This is a genomic window from Cohnella algarum (genome assembly GCF_016937515.1).
In the GTDB taxonomy this organism is placed as follows: domain Bacteria; phylum Bacillota; class Bacilli; order Paenibacillales; family Paenibacillaceae; genus Cohnella; species Cohnella algarum.
Genome location: NZ_JAFHKM010000002.1, coordinates 1977911 through 1999916, shown reverse-complemented (window position 1 = coordinate 1999916; position 22006 = coordinate 1977911). Strand labels below are relative to the sequence as shown.

Annotated in this window: 13 protein-coding genes, 3 pseudogenes and 1 riboswitch; of the genes and pseudogenes, 5 read left to right on the top strand and 11 right to left on the bottom strand. The window is 57.9% G+C overall.

The window, feature by feature from the left end:
• Positions 1–117: 117 nt before the first annotated feature.
• From JW799_RS09065 to JW799_RS09055, 3 genes are all read right to left on the bottom strand, one after another.
• Positions 118–6351: a cadherin-like beta sandwich domain-containing protein gene (locus tag JW799_RS09065; protein WP_338026349.1), complete on the bottom strand. Its 6234-nt coding sequence runs from the start codon at positions 6349–6351 to the stop codon at positions 118–120.
• 150 nt (positions 6352–6501) lie between these two features.
• The gene (locus JW799_RS09060) at positions 6502–7284 is read right to left on the bottom strand and encodes a response regulator (RefSeq protein WP_185138396.1); all 783 of its coding nucleotides are present in this window, start codon (positions 7282–7284) and stop codon (positions 6502–6504) included.
• The gene (locus tag JW799_RS09055; protein ID WP_205429468.1) at positions 7281–8570 is read right to left on the bottom strand and encodes a sensor histidine kinase; all 1290 of its coding nucleotides are present in this window, start codon (positions 8568–8570) and stop codon (positions 7281–7283) included. The genes JW799_RS09060 and JW799_RS09055 overlap by 4 nt, the downstream gene beginning before the upstream one ends.
• A 396-nt stretch (positions 8571–8966) precedes the next feature.
• On the opposite strand from JW799_RS09055, the pseudogene JW799_RS30010 reads away from it, so the two are divergent.
• Positions 8967–9128 (top strand): annotated as a pseudogene (locus JW799_RS30010) (ISLre2 family transposase); the annotation flags it as partial.
• 146 nt (positions 9129–9274) lie between these two features.
• On the opposite strand, the gene JW799_RS09050 reads toward JW799_RS30010, so the two are convergent.
• The gene (locus tag JW799_RS09050; RefSeq protein WP_338026348.1) at positions 9275–9547 is read right to left on the bottom strand and encodes a type II toxin-antitoxin system PemK/MazF family toxin; all 273 of its coding nucleotides are present in this window, start codon (positions 9545–9547) and stop codon (positions 9275–9277) included.
• 396 nt (positions 9548–9943) lie between these two features.
• Entirely contained in the window at positions 9944–10456 is a 513-nt protein-coding gene (locus tag JW799_RS09045; RefSeq protein ID WP_080832051.1) for a YwhD family protein, read from the bottom strand.
• 475 nt (positions 10457–10931) lie between these two features.
• Between JW799_RS09045 and JW799_RS09040 the strand changes: the two are divergent.
• From JW799_RS09040 to JW799_RS09030, 3 genes and pseudogenes are all read left to right on the top strand, one after another.
• Positions 10932–12943, top strand: a pseudogene (locus tag JW799_RS09040) (M1 family metallopeptidase).
• 11 nt (positions 12944–12954) lie between these two features.
• Positions 12955–13773, top strand: coding sequence for a hypothetical protein (locus JW799_RS09035; protein ID WP_139787047.1), 819 nt, complete (start codon positions 12955–12957; stop codon positions 13771–13773).
• A 204-nt stretch (positions 13774–13977) separates the two neighbouring features.
• Positions 13978–14122, top strand: a riboswitch (cyclic di-AMP (ydaO/yuaA leader).
• 4 nt (positions 14123–14126) lie between these two features.
• Complete coding sequence (locus JW799_RS09030; protein ID WP_080832055.1) at positions 14127–14603, top strand: C40 family peptidase; 477 nt, start codon at positions 14127–14129, stop codon at positions 14601–14603.
• Between the two features lie 65 nt (positions 14604–14668).
• Here the strand turns inward: JW799_RS09030 and JW799_RS09025 are convergent, their stop codons facing one another.
• The 4 genes from JW799_RS09025 to JW799_RS09010 all read right to left on the bottom strand — a co-directional run bounded on the left by JW799_RS09025 (position 14669) and on the right by JW799_RS09010 (position 18994).
• Positions 14669–15286 (bottom strand): DedA family protein, encoded by a 618-nt coding sequence (locus JW799_RS09025; protein ID WP_080832056.1) that lies wholly within the window; start codon positions 15284–15286, stop codon positions 14669–14671.
• A 21-nt stretch (positions 15287–15307) separates the two neighbouring features.
• On the bottom strand, positions 15308–15901 hold the full coding sequence (locus JW799_RS09020) for a YqaA family protein (RefSeq protein WP_080832057.1): 594 nt from the start codon (positions 15899–15901) through the stop codon (positions 15308–15310).
• Positions 15902–16196: 295 nt separating this feature from the next.
• Entirely contained in the window at positions 16197–17606 is a 1410-nt protein-coding gene (gene uxaC, locus JW799_RS09015; RefSeq protein WP_205429466.1) for a glucuronate isomerase, read from the bottom strand.
• 92 nt (positions 17607–17698) lie between these two features.
• The gene (locus JW799_RS09010) at positions 17699–18994 is read right to left on the bottom strand and encodes a Gfo/Idh/MocA family protein (RefSeq protein WP_080832059.1); all 1296 of its coding nucleotides are present in this window, start codon (positions 18992–18994) and stop codon (positions 17699–17701) included.
• Between the two features lie 142 nt (positions 18995–19136).
• Here JW799_RS09010 and JW799_RS09005 point away from each other — a divergent pair, with 142 nt between their 5' ends.
• On the top strand, positions 19137–19997 hold the full coding sequence (locus tag JW799_RS09005) for a helix-turn-helix transcriptional regulator (protein ID WP_080832060.1): 861 nt from the start codon (positions 19137–19139) through the stop codon (positions 19995–19997).
• A 193-nt stretch (positions 19998–20190) separates the two neighbouring features.
• Here JW799_RS09005 and JW799_RS09000 read toward each other — a convergent pair whose 3' ends face one another.
• Positions 20191–21078 (bottom strand): metal ABC transporter permease, encoded by an 888-nt coding sequence (locus JW799_RS09000; protein ID WP_080832061.1) that lies wholly within the window; start codon positions 21076–21078, stop codon positions 20191–20193.
• A gap of 7 nt (positions 21079–21085) precedes the next feature.
• A pseudogene (locus tag JW799_RS08995) lies at positions 21086–22006 on the bottom strand (metal ABC transporter permease); the annotation flags it as partial.

The following is a 22006-nucleotide window of genomic DNA, read 5'->3' as shown; positions in this document are numbered from 1 at the left end:
ACCTTACGTGACTCGCGGATTTTCATCGCCTCCATTGTCTTTATACTTAAGGGGGGAAAAACTTTGATGGAACTTAAGTGAAAAAAGCGGCTGCCTCCTGGGCAACCGCTAGAGCTATTATAGTTGACTAACTTCCAGCAATCGGAGCAGCATGACGACAGCTTCCGCACGCGAGGCTTTGCCGTTCGGGGCAAACGAATTGCCGCTGCGGCCGCTTACGATGCCCAGTTGGCGGATCGCTCCGACAGAGCCCTTAGCCCATTTCGGAATGTCTTCGTCATCGCCGAAGCCGGTTGTTACGTTCGCGCCGGGGGATATCTGCAACGCTTTGGCAATCATAGACGCTATCTCCGCGCGGGTGATCTTGGCCTCCGGCCGGAAGCTGCCTCCCCCGTCACCGCTGACGATACCCGCTTGCACGGCGAGAGCTACCGCTTGTTTCGCCCAGGCGCCGATCTTGGCCTCGTCTTTGAAGGCAAGAGCTACGCCTGTCCCGTCCAGCTTCAGCGAGCTAGCCAGCATAACGGTAAATTCGGCGCGAGTTACCGGGGCATTCGGCTTGAACGTGCCGTCGAGGTAACCGCTAACCAGCTTCAACGTCGCCGCGCGAACGATCGATTGCTCGCCCCAATGGCCGGCGATATCGGTAAAGGATGGGATCGGTTCGGTAACCGTTTCTTCGTCGTCGTTGTTATTCGCTTCGATTGCCAGAACGGCATACTTGGTGAAATGGTCCACCTCCACCGTGATCCATTCGCCGTCAACCGTGCCTCCCACTTCTCTCCACGTTTTCTTTTCTTCATCGTAGTAGTGAATGGAGGCCTTCCGGTCGCTGCCGACCTTGGCCGGATCGAACTTGATCGAGAGCTTGACCGGCTTCTTGAAGGCTCCTGCGACGTTCTTCAAGACTTCGAAAACTGAACTTGCGAATGCTTCCTGCGTCGAAGATGGGATATCCGCGACCGATCGATCGTCGATCGTGATGCGAAGCTCTTGCTCCGCCGCGCCGACAGGAACCTGAATGGAAATTTCGTCGTTCAGGCCGACTTCTCCGGAGCTTCCGACCGGGATGGCGATGGCTCCATTCGCCGAAGTCACATGGCTTGGGCTGTTACCGCCCCCACCGACTACACCGTTGCCGCCCGTTGCTACCAGGGTCGCTGTTGCCGCTTCGGAGAATCCGCTTGTTCCTCCTGGGCCGATCGCTTTAACCGCGAATGCATAACTCGTCCCGTTCGTTAAGTTCGTTACGGTGTACGTCGCCGACGTTACGCTCGCCTGCACGAGATTCCAATCGGTTTCATCCGTCGGAGCCGCCGTTCCTTCATATTGGTACACCGAGTAATGATCCGCACCCGTTACGGCTTCCCAATTCAGAGTCACCTGTCCGTCTCCCGCGACACCGATTAATTTCGCGGGGGCTGTCGGGGCAGGCGGCAAGGAAGCGGTTGGAGTCGACAACGTCGCTGCCGAGAACCCGCTCGTTCCTCCTGCGCCGATCGCTTTAACCGCGAATGCATAACTCGTCCCGTTCGTTAAGTTCGTTACGGTGTACGTCGCCGACGTTACGCTCGCCTGCACGAGATTCCAATCGGTTTCATCCGTCGGAGCCGCCGTTCCTTCATATTGGTACACCGAGTAATGATCCGCACCCGTTACGGCTTCCCAATTCAGAGTTACCTGTCCGTCTCCCGCGACGCTGGATACGTTCGCCGGGGCTGTCGGGATTTCCGGCGGGGTCGTCGTCACGGTAAAGCTGACGGTGAATCTCTGAGGCGCGACGTTATCGCCGTAGACAGCGACCGTCGCCGAAAAGCTTCCCGCAAGCAGGTGATTGTTCGGAACGACCGTAAAGTTGTCGCTGCCGCTAGCTCCGATGCTGCCGATAGTCGTCTTCGATAACGCAAACGCGCTCGCATCGCTTCCGCCTAGCTCAACTGTCAAATCGCCGGTCGCCCCGGTGCCCGTATTGTTGACCAGAACGGTGAACGGCGTCCGAGGCGAGTATCCTTCGATGACGGAGCCAAAGTCGTGGTTATCCGTCTGACTCAACTCAATGCTAGGCATCAGCGCCGGTGCCATTATCTTGTAAGTAGCCGTGACCGTAGCAGCGTCTGCCGGCATGGTGAATGTCGTGCTGCTGCTGGTAGCGTCGGCCAAGACACCCCCGTCTCCTCCGATCCACTTGTCAAATTCCTTGCCTTCTGGCGGCGCGTCCGCCACAATGGCTACCTCTACCCCTTCTTCATAGCTGCCGCTCCCCGTTCCGTTCTCGACCGTTAGGGTATAGAATTGGGCTTCTGTCGCCTTCACCGTCAGGGTAAATGTCTTGGTGTCCGTGATGCCGTTCTTGGCAATTAAGGCTGTCAGAACCACAGCAGAATCGCCAGCAGAATATTTCGGACGGGTCACGGTTCCATCCGGAGCGATCACATTCGGCTTGTCGGAGGTCCAGCTAATCGCGGTTTCATTTAAGCCGCCCATGGGCAATATCACGTTCTTGGTGACCGCGCCCGAACTATCACCCTCCGCAAAGCCGACTTCCAAGGCCTTTTGGGCTTCCATGACCGCTTCCTCATCGGACAGTCCTAACCGGGTTACCGTCACCTTGTACGTTTTCGTCGCGCCATTCTGCGCCGTAACGTCCACTACGATCTCGTTGTCCCCAACGTTCAGGCTTACCATCCTGGCGCTCCCGCTGGTCGCATCCGCCGTGTTCACTTGCAACGTCGCCGTGCCGTCCGCCACCGTCGGCGTAATCTCCAAGCTGGTTATTTCGTTCCCCACGCTTGCGGTGTACTCGGTTGTGTCGGCGGAGAACGATGGCGACAACGTTCCCTGACTAATCGTCAAGTTGCTCAAGTCGGCGTTGATCGACTCCGCTCGGGTTACCGTCACCTTGTACGTCTTCGTCGCGCCATTCTGCGCCGTAACGTCCACCAAGATCTCGTTGTCCCCAACGTTCAGGCTTACTGTCCTGGCGCTCCCGCTGGTCGCATCCGCCGTGTTCACTTGCAACGTCGCCGTGCCGTCCGCCACCGTCGGCGTAATCTCCAAGCTGGTTATTTCGTTCCCCACGCTCGCAGTGTACTCGGTCGTACCGGACGAGAACGATGGCGACAACGTTCCCTGACTAATCGTCAAGTTGCTCAGGTCCGCATTGCTCGACTTCGCCCGGGTTACCGTCACCTTGTACGTCTTCGTCGCGCCATTCTGCGCCGTAACGTCCACTACGATCTCGTTGTCTCCTACATCGAGATTTACCATCCTGGCGCTCCCGCTGGTCGCATCCGCCGTGTTCACTTGCAACGTCGCCGTGCCGTCTGCCACCGTCGGCGTAATCTCCAAGCTGGTTATTTCGTTCCCCACGCTTGCGGTGTACTCGGTTGTGTCGGCGGAGAACGACGGAGAAAGCGTACCCTCGCTTATCGTCAAGTTGCTCAGGTCCGCATTGCTCGACTTCGCCCGGGTTACCGTCACCTTGTACGTTTTCGTCGCGCCATTCTGCGCCGTAACGTCCACTACGATCTCGTTGTCCCCAACGTTCAGGCTTACCATCCTGGCGCTCCCGCTGGTCGCATCCGCCGTGTTCACTTGCAACGTCGCCGTGCCGTCCGCCACCGTCGGCGTAATCTCCAAGCTGGTTATTTCGTTCCCCACGCTTGCGGTGTACTCGGTTTTGTCGGCGGAGAACGATGGCGACAACGTTCCCTGACTAATCGTCAAGTTGCTCAAGTCGGCGTTGCTCGACTCCGCTCGGGTTACCGTCACCTTGTACGTCTTCGTCGCGCCATTCTGCGCCGTAACGTCCACCAAGATCTCGTTGTCCCCAACGTTCAGGCTTACTGTCCTGGCGCTCCCGCTGGTCGCATCCGCCGTGTTCACTTGCAACGTCGCCGTGCCGTCCGCCACCGTTGGCGTAATCTCCAAGCTGGTTATTTCGTTCCCCACGCTCGCAGTGTACTCGGTCGTACCGGACGAGAACGATGGCGACAACGTTCCCTGACTAATCGTCAAGTTGCTCAGGTCCGCATTGCTCGACTTCGCCCGGGTTACCGTCACCTTGTACGTCTTCGTCGCGCCATTCTGCGCCGTAACGTCCACTACGATCTCGTTGTCTCCTACATCGAGATTTACCATCCTGGCGCTCCCGCTGGTCGCATCCGCCGTGTTCACTTGCAACGTCGCCGTGCCGTCTGCCACCGTCGGCGTAATCTCCAAGCTGGTTATTTCGTTCCCAACGCTTGCGGTGTACTCGGTCGTGTCGGCGGAGAACGACGGAGAAAGCGTACCCTCGCTTATCGTCAAGTTGCTCAGGTCCGCATTGCTCGACTTCGCCCGGGTTACCGTCACCTTGTACGTCTTCGTCGCGCCATTCTGCGCCGTAACGTCCACCAAGATCTCGTTGTCCCCAACGTTCAGGCTTACTGTCCTGGCGCTCCCGCTGGTCGCATCCGCCGTGTTCACTTGCAACGTCGCCGTGCCGTCCGCCACCGTCGGCGTAATCTCCAAGCTGGTTATTTCGTTCCCCACGCTCGCAGTGTACTCGGTCGTACCGGACGAGAACGATGGCGACAACGTTCCCTGACTAATCGTCAAGTTGCTCAGGTCCGCATTGCTCGACTTCGCCCGGGTTACCGTCACCTTGTACGTCTTCGTCGCGCCATTCTGCGCCGTAACGTCCACTACGATCTCGTTGTCTCCTACATCGAGATTTACCATCCTGGCGCTCCCGCTGGTCGCATCCGCCGTGTTCACTTGCAACGTCGCCGTGCCGTCCGCCACCGTCGGCGTAATCTCCAAGCTGGTTATTTCGTTCCCCACGCTCGCGGTGTACTCGGTCGTACCGGACGAGAACGATGGCGACAACGTTCCCTGACTAATCGTCAAGTTGCTCAGGTCCGAGTTGCTGGACTGCGGCGCTCGGGTTACCAAGACCGTATACGTTTTCTGCGTCCCGGCCTGGGAGGTAACCTCCACCAGAATCTCGTTACTCCCCACATTCAGATCCACTGTCTTGCCAATGCCGCTGACTGTCGAAGCCGAATTAATTTTTAGCGTCGCCGTGCTATCCTCTACCATCGGCGAAATGGTCAATTGATCTACCTCATAGAGCACACTCACCGAGTAATTTACTTGGTCCGATGAGAAAGCCGGGCTAAGCGTACCTTTGCTAATCGTCAGGCTGCTTAAATCCGCGTTATTCGATAGAATGTTCACCGTTACGGTGGCCACATTCGAACTGACCGTTCCATCGTTCACCTGATACTGAAACGTATCGATTCCGGTCACATCCCAATATGGCGTGTAGGTATAAGAACCCGAGTTGGACACGGATGCGATTCCCTTGCTTGGCGGACTGACAAGCAAGTAAGTCAACGGGTCTCCGTCGGCATCCGTAGCGGTTAAAGTACCGGTTCCGGTGGTATTCTGATTAATAGTGAAAGAATGATCATTGCTAACCGGCACTTGGGTCAGCAGATTCAACCCGGCCGGGACATTGCTTTGACCATAGTTGTTATATCCCCAGGCGACCACCGTTCCGTCTGATTTTAAGGCCAGACTATGATAGCTGCCTGCAGCTATAGCCACCACGCCGGTTAATCCGGCCGGGACATTGCTTTGGCCATAGCTGTTATATCCCCAGGCCACCACCGTTCCGTCTGATTTTAAGGCCAGACTATGAGAATATCCCGCAGCTATAGCCACCACGCCGGTTAACCCGGACGGGACAACGCTCTGGCCATATAGGTTATCTCCCCAGGCCACCACCGTTCCGTCTGATTTTAAGGCCAGACTATGAAAGTCTCCTGCAGCTATAGCCACCACGCCGGTTAATCCGGAAGGGACATTACTCGGTTCATTAGCTCCCCAGGCCACTACCGTTCCGTCTGATTTTAAGGCCAGACTATGAAAATATCCCGCAGCTATAGCCGCCACACCGGTTAATCCGGACGGGACATTACTCTGACCATAACCATTATGTCCCCAGGCGACCACTGTTTCGTCTGATTTTAAGATCAGACTATGAAGGGTTCCTGCAGCTATAGCCTTCACACCGGTTAATCCGGACGGGACATTACTCTGACCATCACCATTATATCCCCAGGCCGCCACTGTTCCGTCTGATTTTAAGGCTAGATTATGACCGTTTCCTGCAACTACATCCACTGCTCCTGTTAATCCGGACGGAACATTACACTGACCATTACTATTATTTCCCCAAGCCACCACAGATCCGTCAGATTTCAAAGCCACGCTATGGAGGGCTCCTGCAGCTATCTTCCCTCGTGCACTATCAACCGTAAAAGAAGCTGCATGCCCGACGGACGGCCAACCCGTACAAACCATTACCGCGATCAACGCATAGACGATAATGGAGCGGTAACCCTTTATTCTGCTTTCCCTCATCTCTGCCCACCTCACCAGACCTCTGAATCTTCTAAATTAGTATAAGAATCAGAGCGTTGCAAAACCGTGGCATGCTCCTGCATGGCCTTTCTATTCAAACCTGGTGACGGCAAATTCCGCCCAGCTATAGCTAGGCAAATAATCGTGGCGATAGCCGTTGACCGCCTGCGGATCTCCATCCAGGAACCGGTAGCTGTCGCAGTCCAATTGCTCGGGATCGATGGAGAGGCGCCCATGCCACTTGCGTAAAACAGACGAGATATTCTCCTGCTGCAAGGATTCCTTCAAGTCCTTGACGATGGTTCGGAAGTAATCGCGCTTCGCCGGATCGCCCGCCTCGTCCTCCCAGAGAATCGCGCAGGCTTCCGCCGTCGTCAGGCTGGCCCCCCTCCGGTCGATCAGGCAGGCGAGCAGCTCCTTGGCCTTGGCGCGCTTGAATTGGAGCGGCCTGCCGTTCACGAATACCTCGAAGCCGCCGAAGGTCTGCACCTGCACCTTTTTCCTTTTGGCTTGAAGCGAGTCCTCGTAAATAAAAGTCAACTCTCGTAAAATGTCCTCTTGGAGCACAGGCTTCATCAGGTATCCGGTGGCCCGAACCCGGAAGGCGTCTACCGCGTATTTGGCATAGCTGGTCACGAAGATGATAGGAACGTCCGGCTGAATATCTTTTAACTCCTTGGCAAGTACAAGCCCGCTGGAGCTGCCCAGCTCGATGTCCAGAAACGCCACGTCGAACCGAACGGACCGCGCTTGCTCCAGCGCCTTGCCCGATGTGGCAAACGGATAAATGGCGCAATCCGGCACCGCTTCCCTCAGCGCTTGCTCGAGATCCCCAAGAACCAGCGGCTCGTCATCCACGATTAAGAAATTCATTGGAGTTTCCCTTCCTTTTCCTTCGGCAGAATAATGGCAGCGGTCGTTCCTCGGCCCGGGATACTGTCGATCGTCAGCCTTCCTCCGCACAGCTCCTCCAGTCGTCTGCGCACATTGCGAATCCCAACGCGCTGCTCGCCCTCCGAGGGATCGGGCAGGGACGCAAACCCGACTCCATCGTCCATTATGACTATCCGATAGGAGGTATCCGTTTCTTCCGTACGAATCGTAATCGCGCCTCCTTCCTCCCGCCTCATGATGCCGTGACGCACCGCGTTTTCCGCAAGGGGTTGAACGGTCAGAGGGGGGATCTGGAAGTCCTTGGGGCCGATGTCATAAATCACTCTCAGACGCTCCCGGAACCGCTGCTGCTCCAGATTCAAATAATACTGCACATGGGACAACTCCTGGGAGAAGGGGATCGGCGCTTTGCTCTCCAGAACGCCCATATTGGCCCGCAGAAACAAGGAGAAGTCCCCGATCGCCTGCTTGGCCTGCTTCGGATCCAGATCGCAAAGCTGCCGGATGACCGTCAGCGTGTTATAAAGAAAGTGGGGCTGAATCTGGCTGATCAGAATGCCGATGCGGGCCTCCACCAGCTCTTTCTCCTGCTGCTTTAAGAGCAGCTCCCGCTTCGATTGAATGTTGATGAAGATAAGCAGGATGGAGAAGGTCGCGGCCGGTCCCGTCAGCGCGATCCCGTAGTAGGCGAATTGAATCGCTTCCCCAACCAGCGGCAATACCACATAGCTCAACAGGAACAGAACGTCTCTGGAATCCAGGTAACGTCGGTACCGGAGGATGAGCGTTGTGGAAGTTCCGTAAATCAGAAAGGGAATGAGCTGGGAGAGCCAGAACCAATCGCCGCGCCGATAGAGATTGTCCGAGGAGAAATCGAAATACATGCCGTTCCATAAGGACAGCACGCTGAACAAGAACTGCACGGCAGCGAGGACGCAGGCAGCGTTCCAGATGTATTTCTTAAAAGCAACCTTAGGGGTAAGAAACGCCATGACGTACCCGAGAAAAGTCAGGAGAAGCGGCGCGGTGCAAGCAAAATTCAGAGCGGTGCCGAACCGGAGGGCAAAAGGGTACCATGGCTGCGCCATGCCTTCGAAAGCCCAGCTGCCGATATCCCCAAGCACCATTCCGAGGTTGGAAACACAAATCAGCATAAAGTAGCGTCCGGATTTCTCGCCGGTTTTGCCGTTCGTCCATAAATAGAGAATCAGAATTAAGGTAATAAGCACGCTGTACGAGTCGAGGATGATGTTCACGGTTTGCATTCGATTCCGTCCTCTGCCGGTTATATATGAAAATTATGCTATACATCTCGGAAACGCACAAGATTGGGCTATCCCATAAATTATCAAATTGACTTAGGGATGGCCTCCGTTTTTTTAGCGATTTATACTTTGGAGGGTGCGTCTCCTTCCGGTTGCTGCCGCCGTGAAATCGGATAGGCAGCCCCTTAACAAGAGAATTTCACGTCGGCAAAGGCAAACGCTTCGCTCCTCAGAAAGAGTAGGAATTGGATGCAGTTTGAATGGCGCGGGAAAGTAAGTCCGCATCTGGAAGAGACGCAAGCCAGGACCCGTCCTACAAAGACAGCGTATCACCGGCTCAAGCCTTTGTTGGGATAAAACGTACTCAGCCACCGGGCCATCCGGGAGAACTCCTGAGAAGGGCCCGGGGACTTCCTTGCGGAGCGATACAAGATCGACGAGAACACATGGCTGGTGGTGAGAGACGGAGCGGCATGAATCGGGGAATTCGAATCGTAATTTCAACGCTGTATCCACATGCTGTATCGGTTCCTCGTCGCGCGGTATTTGAAACGTTTTGCAGTCGTCTCCCCCACTGAGCGGATGCAAGAACGTGTGAATAGGCGCCGGTTGATGAAGAAGCAACAAAACAAGTCAAGGGATGCTGCTTCGATTGTTCCAAGGGCCAAAGCAAAGCAGTACTACAGGGATGGCAATCAAGGGTCTCAAATCCATTTTGAATATAACCTCAACCAGTGTCTCATCAGGTACCTAAAAACTGCCTGTCGGGTTTGCCAGTCAATGCTTTTCACCTGATCAGTGAGGATTACTCCTTTTACAGGCAGACTCCGTGGAATGGCGACCTCGAATGGACAGCCCCTTATCCTTGAGCTTACCGGACAAAGAAGAGAAAGCCCCACCTTGCCGTTATAGGCAGCAGGAGAAACAACAAAAGCGGGGCACTTCCCGGCTTGTTTATGACTGGATTTCGGTAAAATTGCAACCAGATAAGATCTCCTCGATCCGGTACATTTCTACTCGTCGTTCTCGCTGTGGAGGGCATCCTTGCTCGAATCGATCGTAACCGTTCCATCGTTGATACGAGTGAGTCTTTGGACTCCAAGGTAGAACCGCTGCCGATCGGCTCCTAGCCATAGCTGGCCGAAGTGCCGGACAGGTATGTGTGCGCGGCCAAGGAACTGGGGGAAATTCTTTCGGCCCTACGATGCGCATATCGATGAAAATGTTCCCAGTTACAATTAGAGGCTGTCCATTCGTCTGCAGTTTGTTATTGTAAAAGTAGCGCACCCAGTGCGCCACCTTGCCGCTCGCCATACAGTTGCGCCCCGCTGAAGTCTCGAACCGACCTCCTCCCTCACAAGCGGCAATTCAAATCAAGCGAGAAGATCCTTCAACTGCTGCGGAGAATGATTCCACCATTCCGCGTTATGTTCCTGCAGCAAACCTCGCAGCAGCGCCTTCTCTTCCGGCCCGAGGTTGTCGAGCATATATTTGCGCTTGAGAGCGGCATCCATCCGGTTCACGTGGTCCGGAAGGATTTTCCATCCGCGCCGAGCCTCCGTATCGATCAGCATCTCGCAAGAGGTTACGCCGGCGTAGTAGCCGCCTTCCGCATCGTGATCGACCGCCACCCATACGATCCAGGCCTGGCGCCCGTTCGGCACGGTTTCCTTGTCCGGGGAAAATTTAATTCCCTTTTCCACCTTGCTCTTGGCATGCATCGCTCCCATATCGAGGTATGCTTCGCCCTGGTCGATAATAACGGGGGACATTTGGCTCAGGTCGATGCTTCCCGCGCCGAAGCCTTTATGCTGCTTGGCATTGCTTACGATATTCAGCGCCAGCTTCTTTTTCTCCGGCGCGGATTGCGGTTGATTTTGCTCCATCGTATACGCCTCCATCCAAACGGACTAACTAATCCCATTGTAGCGAATTTGACCGGGAAAAGCGATGGATCGCAGCAAACGGAAAGCGACGCGCGATCCCAGGGCACTTTCCGCTCGTGATCCCGGACGCCCCGCCTCCGCCCGGCACCCCGCCGCCTTCCCTCCCGATCCGCCAGCCCGCCTCCGCCCGGCATCCCGCCGCTCCGCCGCCGATCCGCCAGCCCGCTTCCGCCCGACACCCCGCCGCCTTGCCGCCGATCCGCCAGCCCGCCGCTATCCCGCGCCCTTACCTTGCCGCCCGATCCGGCACCCCGCCGCTTCGCGCCGATCCGCCCGCCGGAGATGTTGTCCGCCCTCAGATATATTCCTTGGACAACCGGCATATATATCCCGTAGTAAGCTTGTCAACGGGAGGGTAATCCGTATGCCCCAACGCCGCTTTATGCGTTACCTTGTTTTGGCCGCCGCTGCCGCCATGCTCGTCTTCTCGATTCCGTTCGGATTCGCGGAGGCTTGGGTCAACCAGTACGCCCTGCCCGCCTCCGCCCTTCAGTCCGCCGGGCTGCAGGAGTCGGCCGCGGAGCCGCCGGAACGACATTCGCCGGAGGTGCCGGAGCTGCGAACGGCTTCCGCCCCCGCCGGTCCGTCCGACGCGAAGGCAGCCGCCGCGGAGCCCGAAGCCGACGTGCCGATCGCGCCCAAGCCGGTCGTTCTGAGCAACCGGGTTTCGGAGTACCACATCAGCGTCAAATTGGAGGAAGACGGCACGCTGTCGGGGCAGCAGACGCTAACCTGGAAAAACCCCGGCCGCAAGCCCGTCCAAGAGTTTTACCTGCACTTATATCCGAACGCTTTTTCTCCGGGCAGCACGTTTTTGAAAGAATCGGGGGCCAGCTCAGAGGGGACCGGATGAAAAACGGAAGCTACGGAGCGATGACGCTGACGTCGCTTGAAACCGCCCAGGGCGAAACGCTGCTCCCCCGGTTGCATTACGTCCAGCCCGACGACGGCAACAAAGACGACCGGACCCTCGCGTCCTTCCGGCTTCCGGAGCCGGTCGCCCCCGGTCAGAAGGTAACGCTGCGCATGACGTTCGCCGTTCAGCTGCCGCAAGTGTTCGCCCGCATGGGCAAAGCCGAAGACTTCGTGATGGCCGGGCAATGGTTCCCCAAAGCCGCCGCCTACGAGACGGTCGGAACGCGGGGACGGACATCCGAAGGCTGGAACACGCACCAGTATCACGGAAATTCGGAGTTTTACTCGGACTTCGGCATTTACAGCGTCAAAATCGACGTGCCCGAAGCGTACAAAGTGGCCGCAACCGGCTTTCAGACGCAGCAGGCGGTCATCAAGGACGGCCGCAAAACGTACCAGTTTTACGCCGACGACGTGCACGACTTTGCCTGGGCGGCATCCCCTTCTTTTCATTACGTAGAAGATTCATTTTCGTCCATCGGCGTGCCGGGCGTCCGGATCAAGCTGTACATCGACCCGCTTCACAAGGATTTGCAGGAGCGCTATATGCACGCCGCCAAGTCCGCGCTGGCGCTGCTGGGCAAATGGTACGGGGACTATCCTTATTCCACCCTTTCCATCGTCATCCCGCCGGCCGACGCCAACGGCGCGGGCGGCATGGAGTACCCGACCCTCATCACGGGAGCGGCGGCCAAAAACGACAACCCCGGGTTCGAGCTGGAACGGACCGTCGTGCACGAAATCGCCCATCAATACTGGTACGGCATCGTCGCCACGAACGAATTCGAAGAAGCTTGGCTGGACGAAGGCTTTACGTCCTACACGGAAGATAAGCTGATGGAGGAAATTTACGATGTCGTCCCCAACCCTATCGTCGAGGCGAGCTATTTGACCCGGCCCGAACCGCTGAAGCAATACGCCTGGGCGTACGGCGATTCAAACAGCTACGCGGAAAACGTGTACATGCGCGGCAAGCTTGTGCTCAAAGCCATCGAACAGCAGGTAGGCGAAAAAACGATGAACAAAATCATGCGGACCTATTTCCAGACGTACCGGTTCAGGCACCCATCCTCTTACGACTTCCAGAAAGTCGTCGAGAGCGTGACGAAAAAGAAATGGACCGAGTTTTTCCATGCGTACGTCCAAAACGGCCAAATGGCCGACTTCTCCGTCGAATCGATCGAATCGCGCCTGAACGATCAGAACGTTTACGAATCCAGGGTCGTGCTGAAGCGCGGCGGCAGTCCCGAACCGGTATCGGTATGGTTCCAATTCGCCAACGGCGAAAAGCTGCGCAAAACATGGGACGGCGCGCAAAAGCACGTGCAGTTCCAGGTCAAACACGAATCGCCGCTGCAATTCGTGGCGGTCGATCCCGAAATGGCGGTCGTGCTCGACAATTACCGGTATAACAACTTTTTGAAAACCGATGTGGACGAACCCGTTCGGACCCGCTGGAATATCGGCTTGACCAAGCTGGTGGACGGTCTGCTCGGCATCCTGGCCTGGTGAGGTGAAACGAGATGCGCTCAATAATCCGCGAGGGATGGAGTTTGACCTCCCGGCATAAATACGTGCTGGTCGCCCTGTTTTTGTACCGGCTGCTGTGGGGCTTCTTTCTGTACCGATTTATCGATTCGGTCGTCACGCCGATCCTCGCCCGTTACCCCGACGGGCACCCGAACGGCAACGCGGTCCGGTTGTTCCTGATCGAGGCCCAATTCCGTCTGACCAAAACCGACCTCATGAACGAAGCTCTCCTTATGCTGGCGGGAATGCTGCTTCTCCGCATGGTGCTCACGCCGCTGCTGAACGCCGGCCTGTACTATTCCTTCCATCACGCCGACGAAGAGCGGGGAACCCGGATGCTCACCGGCATGCGCCGCGCGTGGAAGCCGGTCGTTCTGCTGTACCTGCTGGAGAACGCATTGGCTTTTCTGCCGGCTTTATGGCTCCTCCCCTTCGCCAAATCGCAATTTCTGGCGCAATTTTCCGTCGAGTCGTGGGCGTTGAAAATGCTCCCTTACGCCGCCGTCTGGATGTGCTGGATTTTTATCGTTCATCTGCTGTTCCAATTCATGCAGTTCGGCGCCGTATCTAAGGATGGCATCGTCAAAGGGCTTGCCCGCGCGTGCGCCAAAGCGCTGCCGCTGGCCGCCGTTACGCTGTTGCTGACGGGGATCGGCGCGGCGGCTTCGGTCGCCGTCACGGGCGCGACGATGTTCTGGACCGGATTCATTTCCGTCGCGGTTCACCAAGCGTTTCAATTCGTCCGAACCATGATGGCCGTCTGGACCTCGGCCTCCCAATACGCGTTATGGAAGGCCGATTCGGCCGCCTGACCGTCGTTCTCCCCCGCCCCTCGCCCTGCAAACGTTCGCCAAAAAAGCTATTCCGTCGCCGCGATTCGCAGCGCCTGGAATAGCTTTTTTCGTTTTCATTCCGGTTTTTTCGCGTTTATTAAAGCTTTCTTAACTTTATATTAACGAATTCTAATCTTTTATCGGCAGGAAAAGACTCCCACTGCGCGAATAATTAATTCTCATGTGCGAAAACTGCCGAATTTCCTTGCACAGGGAAACGGGGGAACCAGATTTGCCGGGTGAATTGATTCCGCTTCGCTAGCAGGAATCATAGGGAACCTTCTACCGAACCCTTCAGCTAACCTCGTAGGCATTGGAAGGAGTCACTTGTTTTGCGGAAGTTGTCACTCGGTTTTCTTGCTTTCTCATTCGCGTTCTTGCTGGCCTTTCAGGCGGGAACCGCGTCTGCGGGCTCCAAGCTGAACGACGAGGTCACCGATCTGATCGGTGTCGACTACCAATACGGCGGAACGACGACCAGCGGGTTCGACTGCTCGGGCTTCACGTCCTACGTATTCAAGAAGTTCGAAATCAAGCTGCCTCGTTCGTCCAAAGACCAGTTCGAGACCGGAACGGAAGTCGAGCAAAGCGAGCTGCGCCCGGGAGACCTCGTGTTCTTCAACACGAACGGCAAAGGCGTATCTCACGTTGGCGTATATGTCGGAAACAACAAATTCGCCCACGCTTCGACATCCAAAGGGGTTACGGTAACCGACCTCGACGAAAGCTATTACGCAAAACGCTACCTCGGCGCGCGCCGCGTCCTGGACGACGCAACGTACGAGGCAGTGGCCGCTTACAAAGCGTAAGCCGCTAGTATCGCCAAGGGTCTCCTGTCGCTAGCAGGAGGCCCTTTGTCATGCTCCTCACCGGGTCACCGTCCGGCCCGCTCCAGCCGGCTGCGCCGCCACTTCAAGCCGAAGACGACGGCGGCGGCCGCGCACAGCCCCGCGAAAACGAATTTCATGTACCGTTCGACTAACCCGAAAACGATCTCCCACTGGTCCCCGAATCCGTACCCGATCAGGAAAAAGGCGCTCACCCACAAGGCGCAGCCCGTGTAGGCGTACAGTGCGAAAGAACGGTACGGCACTTGGATAATGCCGGCGAAATAACCGATGAATTGGCGGATGCCCGGCAGAAAATAGCTGAACAACAGCACTTTGCTTCCGTACCGGTCGTATGCTTTGCGCGTTTTTGCCACATGGTCGGGTTTGAGAAACAGCCACTTTCCGTATCTTTCGACAAGCGGAGCCCCGATCTTGCGTCCGAGCCAGTAAGTCGCCGTAATGCCGATCACCGCGCCCGAGTAAGCGGAACCGAGCGCCGGAAGCCACGCCAAAATACGTTGCGACGCCAAATATCCGGTTAACGCCAGCGTCGTATTGCCGGGGGGAATCGGCAGCGCGATCGCGTCCAGGGGCAGGCCGATCAGCAGCACCCAATAGCCGTATTGCGAAAACAATCGTTCGATGTATTCCAGCAATTCCATTTGCCAGCCCCTTGCCGCACCTTACAGTTGCTGTTGCTCGGCGTTTCGCGCCTGCTTCTTTCGGTCGTGTCTTCGCTTCAGCCATAGGCCCAGGAGGAGAATCGGAACGAAAATCACGAAAATGTAGAGCGATACGTCCTTGACCATGCTCTCCGCCATCCGGCCATAATAGTAAAACAAAAACCCGACGACGTAAAATTTGACGGCCCGGCCTATGGCGGCATAGCCGATCAGCTTCCATAGAGGAAACTTCAAACACCCCGACATGATCGTAAACACTTTGAACGGAATCGGAGTGAACGCGCCGATAAGCACGGTCGCCTCGCCGTTTTTTTGGAACATGGCGGTTGCCTTGTCGATCCATTCCTTTTTCAGCAATTTGTAGAGCACCGAATGACCCAGCAGCTTGCCGATCCCGTACCCTACCGGCGTTCCGAGCAAACAGGCGATATAGCCCACGGTCGCGTACCATAACGCCGACGAAGGGTCGACAAGGCTTAACGATACCTGCAGAAAAAAGGCCGGAATCGGAAAAATGATGGCATCGACGAACGAGTGAATCGCCAATCCCCAGACGCCAAACTCCAAAAAAATGTCGACCAAATTTTGAAACATTCTGTTCTCCTCTTTTACGGCCTGCAGGTTTTATTATAAAGAATCGCTGCACGGCCCGTCATGAACCTGCGTCGGTTTTCGGACTGGACTTTAGGCGGGGCAAAAAGGCTACATTAAGGGTTACGTTGGCGCAAAAAAAAGGATGCAGGGAGTTTTCGAAAGAGGCGGGCAAAAGCGGGTAAAGCCGGCTTCGTCGTCTTTTCCTTCCCGGCCGCGAAAAAAAGCCGCCCCGGACCGGCCGTCCCGATAGGAACGAACCGTGTCGAAGCGGCTGATGCTTCGGATGCGCTCGGATTTAACCGAATTGGAAATAGGCCTTCGCGTTCCGGTAGCTGATGTCCTGGACCATTCCGCCCAGCAAATCGAAGTCCCGCGGCACTTCCCCGTCTTCGGCCCATTCGCCGAGCAGGTTGCACAGGATGCGGCGGAAATACTCATGGCGCGTATACGACAGGAAGCTGCGCGAATCGGTCAGCATGCCGACGAACCGTCCCAGCAGCCCCGTGTTGCCGAGCGCCTTGAGCTGGTCCAGCATGCCGTCCTTCGTATCGTTGAACCACCAGGCCGAGCCCAGCTGGATTTTGCCCGGAACTCCTCCGCCCTGGAAGCTTCCGATCGCCGTGCCGAGCGCGTACAGATCGTTCGGATTAAGCGAGTACACGATCGTACGCGGCAGCGCGTCGTCCCGCTCCAGCGCGTCCAGCAGCCGGACCAGGGGACCCGCGACCGGGCCGTCGTAAATCGAGTCGTAGCCCGTATCCGGACCGAGCTTCTCGAACATGCGGCTGTTGTTGTTGCGCTGCGCGTGCATATGGAACTGCATCGCCCAGTCCAGCTTGGCGTACTCCCGGCCCAAAAACAGCAGCGTGAACGTCTTGTACTTCCGTTCCTCTTCCGCGTCGATCGGCTCGCCCGCCAGCGCCTTGGCGAAAATCGCCGCGGCCTCGTCCCGGGTCGCCTCCGCGTAGCCCATCGCGTCCAGCGCGTGGTCGGAAACCCTGCAGCCCGTCTCGTGGAAGAAGCGGATCCGCTCGGCGAGAGCAGCCAGCAGCGCGTCGTAATCGCGCACCTCCCGGCCGGCCGCCTGCTCCAGCTGCTTCAGCCACGGCAGGAACGTCGCCCGGCGAATTTCGAGCGCCTTGTCCGGACGGAACGACGGCAGCACCTTGACCTCGAAATCCGGCAGGTCCTTGATAAGCCGGTGATATTCCAGAGAATCGACGGGATCGTCCGTCGTACAGATGACCTCGACGCCCGATTTGACGATCAGGTCGCGGGCGGAAAAGCCGCCTTGGGCGAGCTGGGCGTTCACCTTTTCCCAAATGACCGGAGCGTTTTTCTCGTTCAAAATTTCCTCGACGCCGAAGTACCGCCGAAGCTCCAGATGGGACCAGTGATACAGCGGATTGCCGACGGCCGCCGGAACCGCTTTCGCATATGCCAGAAACCGGTCGTAGTCGGACACGCCCGCCCCGCCGGTCACGAGGCTTTCTTCGGCCCCGTTCGTGCGCATTGCCCGCCATTTGTAGTGGTCGCCGTACAGCCACACCTGGGTCAGATTTTCGTACGACTGGTTCTCGTAGATTTCCTTCGGGCTCAAATGGCAGTGATAATCGATGATCGGCATTTTGGCCGCGTAATCGTGATACAGCTTGACCGCGGTCTCGTTGCCCAGCAGGAAGTTATCGTCCAAAAAAGGCTTCATCGGCATTCGTCTCCTTCGCTTATGCTTCCCGAACCGTCATGGCGAAGCGGACGAAGCCTTCGCCGCTTCGCCCGCTCCCGATTGTCCGATTGCTAGTTGTGGAACTTGACCAGATCGTTGATTTGCACGGCTTGCCCGGTCCGGATGGAACGATTCGCCGCGATGCCCGTCAGAATCGACCTCGCGCCGTCGACATGGTTCGCCGCGCGGTTGAACTTGTCGGGAACCGGAACCCCGAACAGATCGTTCAGCAGCACCGGATCGCCGCCGCCGTGGCCGCCCTGCTTCTTTTCGAACTCGACTTTGTACGGTGCGCCGAACATCGGCAGCACGGTGAAGCGGATGCCTTCGAGCGCCCCTTCGTCCGACTTTTTGCCGCCGGAGTTGACGTACGATGTTTCGACGACCTCCAGCTCCAGACGTCCCTTGCTGCCCGTAAACGCGATCCGGTAGCCTTCCCACGGCGCATACGAGGTCAGCGAATACGTCAAAATCGCCTGGTTCCGGTAGCGAACGATGACGCCCATCGTATCCTCGATGCTGATGCCGTCGCCGAATACGCTTTGGTCGCGGCGGTAGCCGTCCTCGTGTTCCGCGTCCAGGTACATCGCCTTCAGATGCTCGTTGCCGTCCAGCGGCAGCGCGAACGGATCGCCTTCCGCGTTCGGGTTGCCGGTCGCGCGCTCGTAAAATTTCGTCACGCCGCGCTGCTCGGCGTTTTCGCGGCCGTAGAACAGCAGGTCGCCGAACGCGAACACCGTTTCCGGCTGCGAGCCGATCCAGAAGTTGACGAGATCGAAGTGGTGCGTCGACTTGTGCACGAGCAGCCCGCCGCTGTTGCGCTTGTCGCGGTGCCAGCGCCGGAAATAGTCGGCGCCGTGCTTCGTGTTGAGCAGCCATTCGAAATGAACGGCGTTCACTTTGCCGATGACGCCGGACTCGATCAGCTCCCGGACCTTCGTATGGTGCGGCGCGTAGCGGTAGTTGAACGTCACGCGGACGTTGCGTCCGGTGCGCTCGACCGCGTCGACGATTTCCTGGCATTTTTTCTCGTCGACGGTCATCGGCTTCTCGGTGATGACGTCGCAGCCGAGCTCCATCGCCCGGATGATGTACGTATGGTGCGTGCGGTCCACGCTCGTGACGATGACGAAATCCGGCTTCTCCGTTTCGATCATGCGGTCGAACTCGTCGGTTTTGTACGTGCGGACGCTCGGGTAGTCGTATTTTTCGGCCAGCAGCTTGTTGGCGTAGTTCATGCGCGTCTGGTTGATATCGCAAAACGCGAGCAGCTCCGACGTTTCCCTGAAATCGCTTGCAATAGCGCCATAGAAAAATTCGGCTCTGCCGCCCGTTCCGACCAGTACGTATTTCTTTTTCGCTGACATGATGGCGTTCTCCTCTCGATATGCGGGAATTGCTTTTATTCTAAAGCAACGAAATGCTATAATTCTGCTAAAATGATGCCCTTTTTCCGAGAAACCCCGCATATTTTGCTTTTTGTTCCCGCATTCGAAAGGAGACCGACGCATGCAGCCGCCGACCGCATGGGAAACGAGCCGTTACGGCCTCGAAACGGACCACTTCGTGGAATACGTAAGACGAAGCGGACCGTACACGATGCAATCCGACCATTTCCACTCGTATTACGAAATTTACTACCTGCTGTCCGGCAAGCGCATTTACTTTGTAAAAGACCGCACGTACACGGTGGAGCAGGGAGACCTCGTCTTCATCGCCAAAAACGAGCTGCACAAAACGCTGCACGCCGGCGAATCCGGCCACGAGCGGGTCGTCATCCATTTCGGCGACGCCTTCATCCGGGAACGGGGCGGCCCTCACGCCAAGCTGCTGCTCAGCCCGTTCGAGCAGAAAAGCCATGTCATCCGGCTCCCGCTCGCCGAACAAAAAGCCGTCGCCGGCACGATCCGCCGCATCGTCGCCGAAATCCGGAACAAACCGCCGGGCTACGAGCTGACGCCCGCCGCCGGCATCGTCGAGCTGCTCCTTGCGACCGCGCGCTACCTGCTGGACAACGAGCCGGTTCCCGTCTTCGACTCGACGCCGCTGCACGCCAAAATCTCGGAAATCGTCCGCTACCTGAACGAGCACTACCACGAGCCCGTCAAGCTGGGCGGCGTGGCCGAGAGCTTTTTCATCAGTCCGTACTACCTGAGCCGCATGTTCAAGGAAGTGACCGGCTTCGCCTTCTCCGACTATTTGATTCTGACGCGCATCAAGGAGGCGCAGCGCCTGCTGCGGGACAGCGAAGCGACGATCGCCGAAATCGCGTCGTCCGTCGGATTCGACAACTTCTCGCATTTCGGCAAAACGTTCAAAAAAATCACCCGGCAATCCCCCCGGGAATACCGGAAGGCGACGCGCTCCTGACCGCATCCGGCGCCGCAGCCCAACGGTCTGGACATCCCATTGCACACTTATATTACCATAGCGGTTCTTTCATGAAAATCGGCCCCCGCGAAGCCGCCAACAAGAAGCGGCGGCACGAGGGCCGGGATAGGGAGTCGGCGGACGGGCGCCGCCCGGTTCGTCCGGCGAGTCACGCCGGATCGGCCGCCCCCGGTCAGCCCGCTTGACCGGCCAGCGCCGAGCGGAGCCGGCGGCGCCGTTTCGCCGCCAGGCCGTGCTTCGGCGAGAACAGGAACGCGAGCGCGAACTGCGCGCCGGCGGCGCATACCATGCAGCCCGCGATGGACGCGTCGAGCCAAACGGCGGCGTAGTAGCCGGCGACCGAGCTTGCGACGCCGATCCCGACCGCGATGCCGATCATTCGGCCGAGCCGGTCTGTCAGCAGATAGGCCGCCGAGGGCGGAATGACGAGCAGGCCGACGACGAGGACGGCTCCGACGCTCTCGAAGGAGCTGACCGTCGCGAGCGACACCAGGCCCATCAGCGCGTAATGGAAGACGGCGACCGGGATGCCCAGCGCGAGAGCGAGCGCGGGATCGAAGGCGCATATCTTGAACTGCTTGTAAAAGAGACCGACGACCGCGACGATCGCCAACAGCGCAAACCCGACGAGCCAGACCGCCTTCGGCCCGAGCGCCGTTCCCCCGATCTCCAGCACGTTCCATTGGACGTAGGCGATTTCCCCGAACAGGACGCAATCCAGATCGAGATCGATGTTCCGCGCGTTCAGGCTGACCAGCACGACGCCGACGGCGAACAGGGCGGTGAACACGACTCCGATCGAGGCGTCGCTTTGCAAGCCGCTGGATTGAAACATTTGAATGAGGAAGACGGTAACGAAGCCGACGAGCGCCGCCCCCAGCAGCATGAAAAACGAGTCGCGGGACCCGCTGACCAGAAAGGCGATCACGATCCCCGGCAACACGGAATGGCTGATCGCGTCGCCCACCAGCGCCATGCGGCGGAGCACGAGAAAGGAGCCGAGGATGGCGCAGCAGGCGGCCACCATCGCGCCGACCAGCATAATCCAGAATCCGCTCATATCGAGGCCCCCTTTCCTTCGTTTGGGCGGCGGCGCTTGCGCGTTCCGTCAGCCACTCCCGCTTGGCCGTCCTGCGGCCGAGCAGCTTGGCCGCAAGGCCGCGCTTCGGTCCGAGCAGCAGCGACACGACGAAAAAGGACGTGGCCGCCAGCACGCTGATCGGACCGGTCGGCAGCTGGCTGACGCCGGAGCTGATCCAGGTTCCCGCCGCGCCGCTAAGGGCGCCGAACAGGCCGGCGAGAACCGCCATAACGCCCAGCCGATCGGTCCAATAACGGGCCGATACGGCGGGCGTAATCAGCAAGGCGGCGACCAGCACGACCCCGACCGCCTGGATGCCGACGACGACGGCGACCGTCGTCAGCCCCAGCAGCAGCTGCTCCAGCGCGCCGACGGGAAACCCGAGGCCGCGGCCGTAGCCGGGATCGAAGCTGAGCAATTTGAACTCTTTGTACAGCAGCCCGCACACGATCACGAGCAGCAAGGCGACTCCGCCCAGCGTGTACAAGTCCGACGAGGTCATGGAAGCGGCCTGGCCGAACAGAAATTTGTCGAGCCCGCTCTGGTTGCCGGTCGGGGAATGCTGGATCCGCGTAAGCATGACGACCCCGATCGCGAAAAACAAAGACAATACGATGCCCAAAGCCGCATCGGGCTTGATCCGCGAGCGGCGGGTGATCAGGCTGATGCACCAGGTCGCCACGACGCCGGCGACAATCGCCCCGATCAGAAACAGAGCGATCGATTTGACGCCGGTCAGCATGAAGGCGATGCAGATGCCGGGCAGCGCGGCATGCGCCAGCGTGTCGCCGATCAGGCTTTGCTTTCGCAAATAGGAAAACGTCCCGATCACACCGCTGCTCAAGCCCAGCAGCATACTTCCGAGCAAAATCCAGCGCAGGTTCGGATCCGCGAACAAATTCAGCAT

Excerpts from the sequence above, each read along its gene's own strand:
- JW799_RS09035 (WP_139787047.1), top strand. The coding sequence starts at position 12,955 with ATGCGCTCAATAATCCGCGAGGGATGGAGTTTGACCTCCCGGCATAAA.
- JW799_RS09025 (WP_080832056.1), bottom strand. The coding sequence starts at position 15,286 with ATGGAATTGCTGGAATACATCGAACGATTGTTTTCGCAATACGGCTAT.
- JW799_RS09060 (WP_185138396.1), bottom strand. The coding sequence starts at position 7,284 with ATGAATTTCTTAATCGTGGATGACGAGCCGCTGGTTCTTGGGGATCTC.
- uxaC (WP_205429466.1), bottom strand. The coding sequence starts at position 17,606 with ATGAAGCCTTTTTTGGACGATAACTTCCTGCTGGGCAACGAGACCGCG.
- JW799_RS09045 (WP_080832051.1), bottom strand. The coding sequence starts at position 10,456 with ATGGAGCAAAATCAACCGCAATCCGCGCCGGAGAAAAAGAAGCTGGCG.
- JW799_RS09005 (WP_080832060.1), top strand. The coding sequence starts at position 19,137 with ATGCAGCCGCCGACCGCATGGGAAACGAGCCGTTACGGCCTCGAAACG.
- JW799_RS09055 (WP_205429468.1), bottom strand. The coding sequence starts at position 8,570 with ATGCAAACCGTGAACATCATCCTCGACTCGTACAGCGTGCTTATTACC.
- JW799_RS09065 (WP_338026349.1), bottom strand. The coding sequence starts at position 6,351 with ATGGTTTGTACGGGTTGGCCGTCCGTCGGGCATGCAGCTTCTTTTACG.
- JW799_RS09000 (WP_080832061.1), bottom strand. The coding sequence starts at position 21,078 with ATGAGCGGATTCTGGATTATGCTGGTCGGCGCGATGGTGGCCGCCTGC.
- JW799_RS09010 (WP_080832059.1), bottom strand. The coding sequence starts at position 18,994 with ATGTCAGCGAAAAAGAAATACGTACTGGTCGGAACGGGCGGCAGAGCC.
- JW799_RS09020 (WP_080832057.1), bottom strand. The coding sequence starts at position 15,901 with ATGTTTCAAAATTTGGTCGACATTTTTTTGGAGTTTGGCGTCTGGGGA.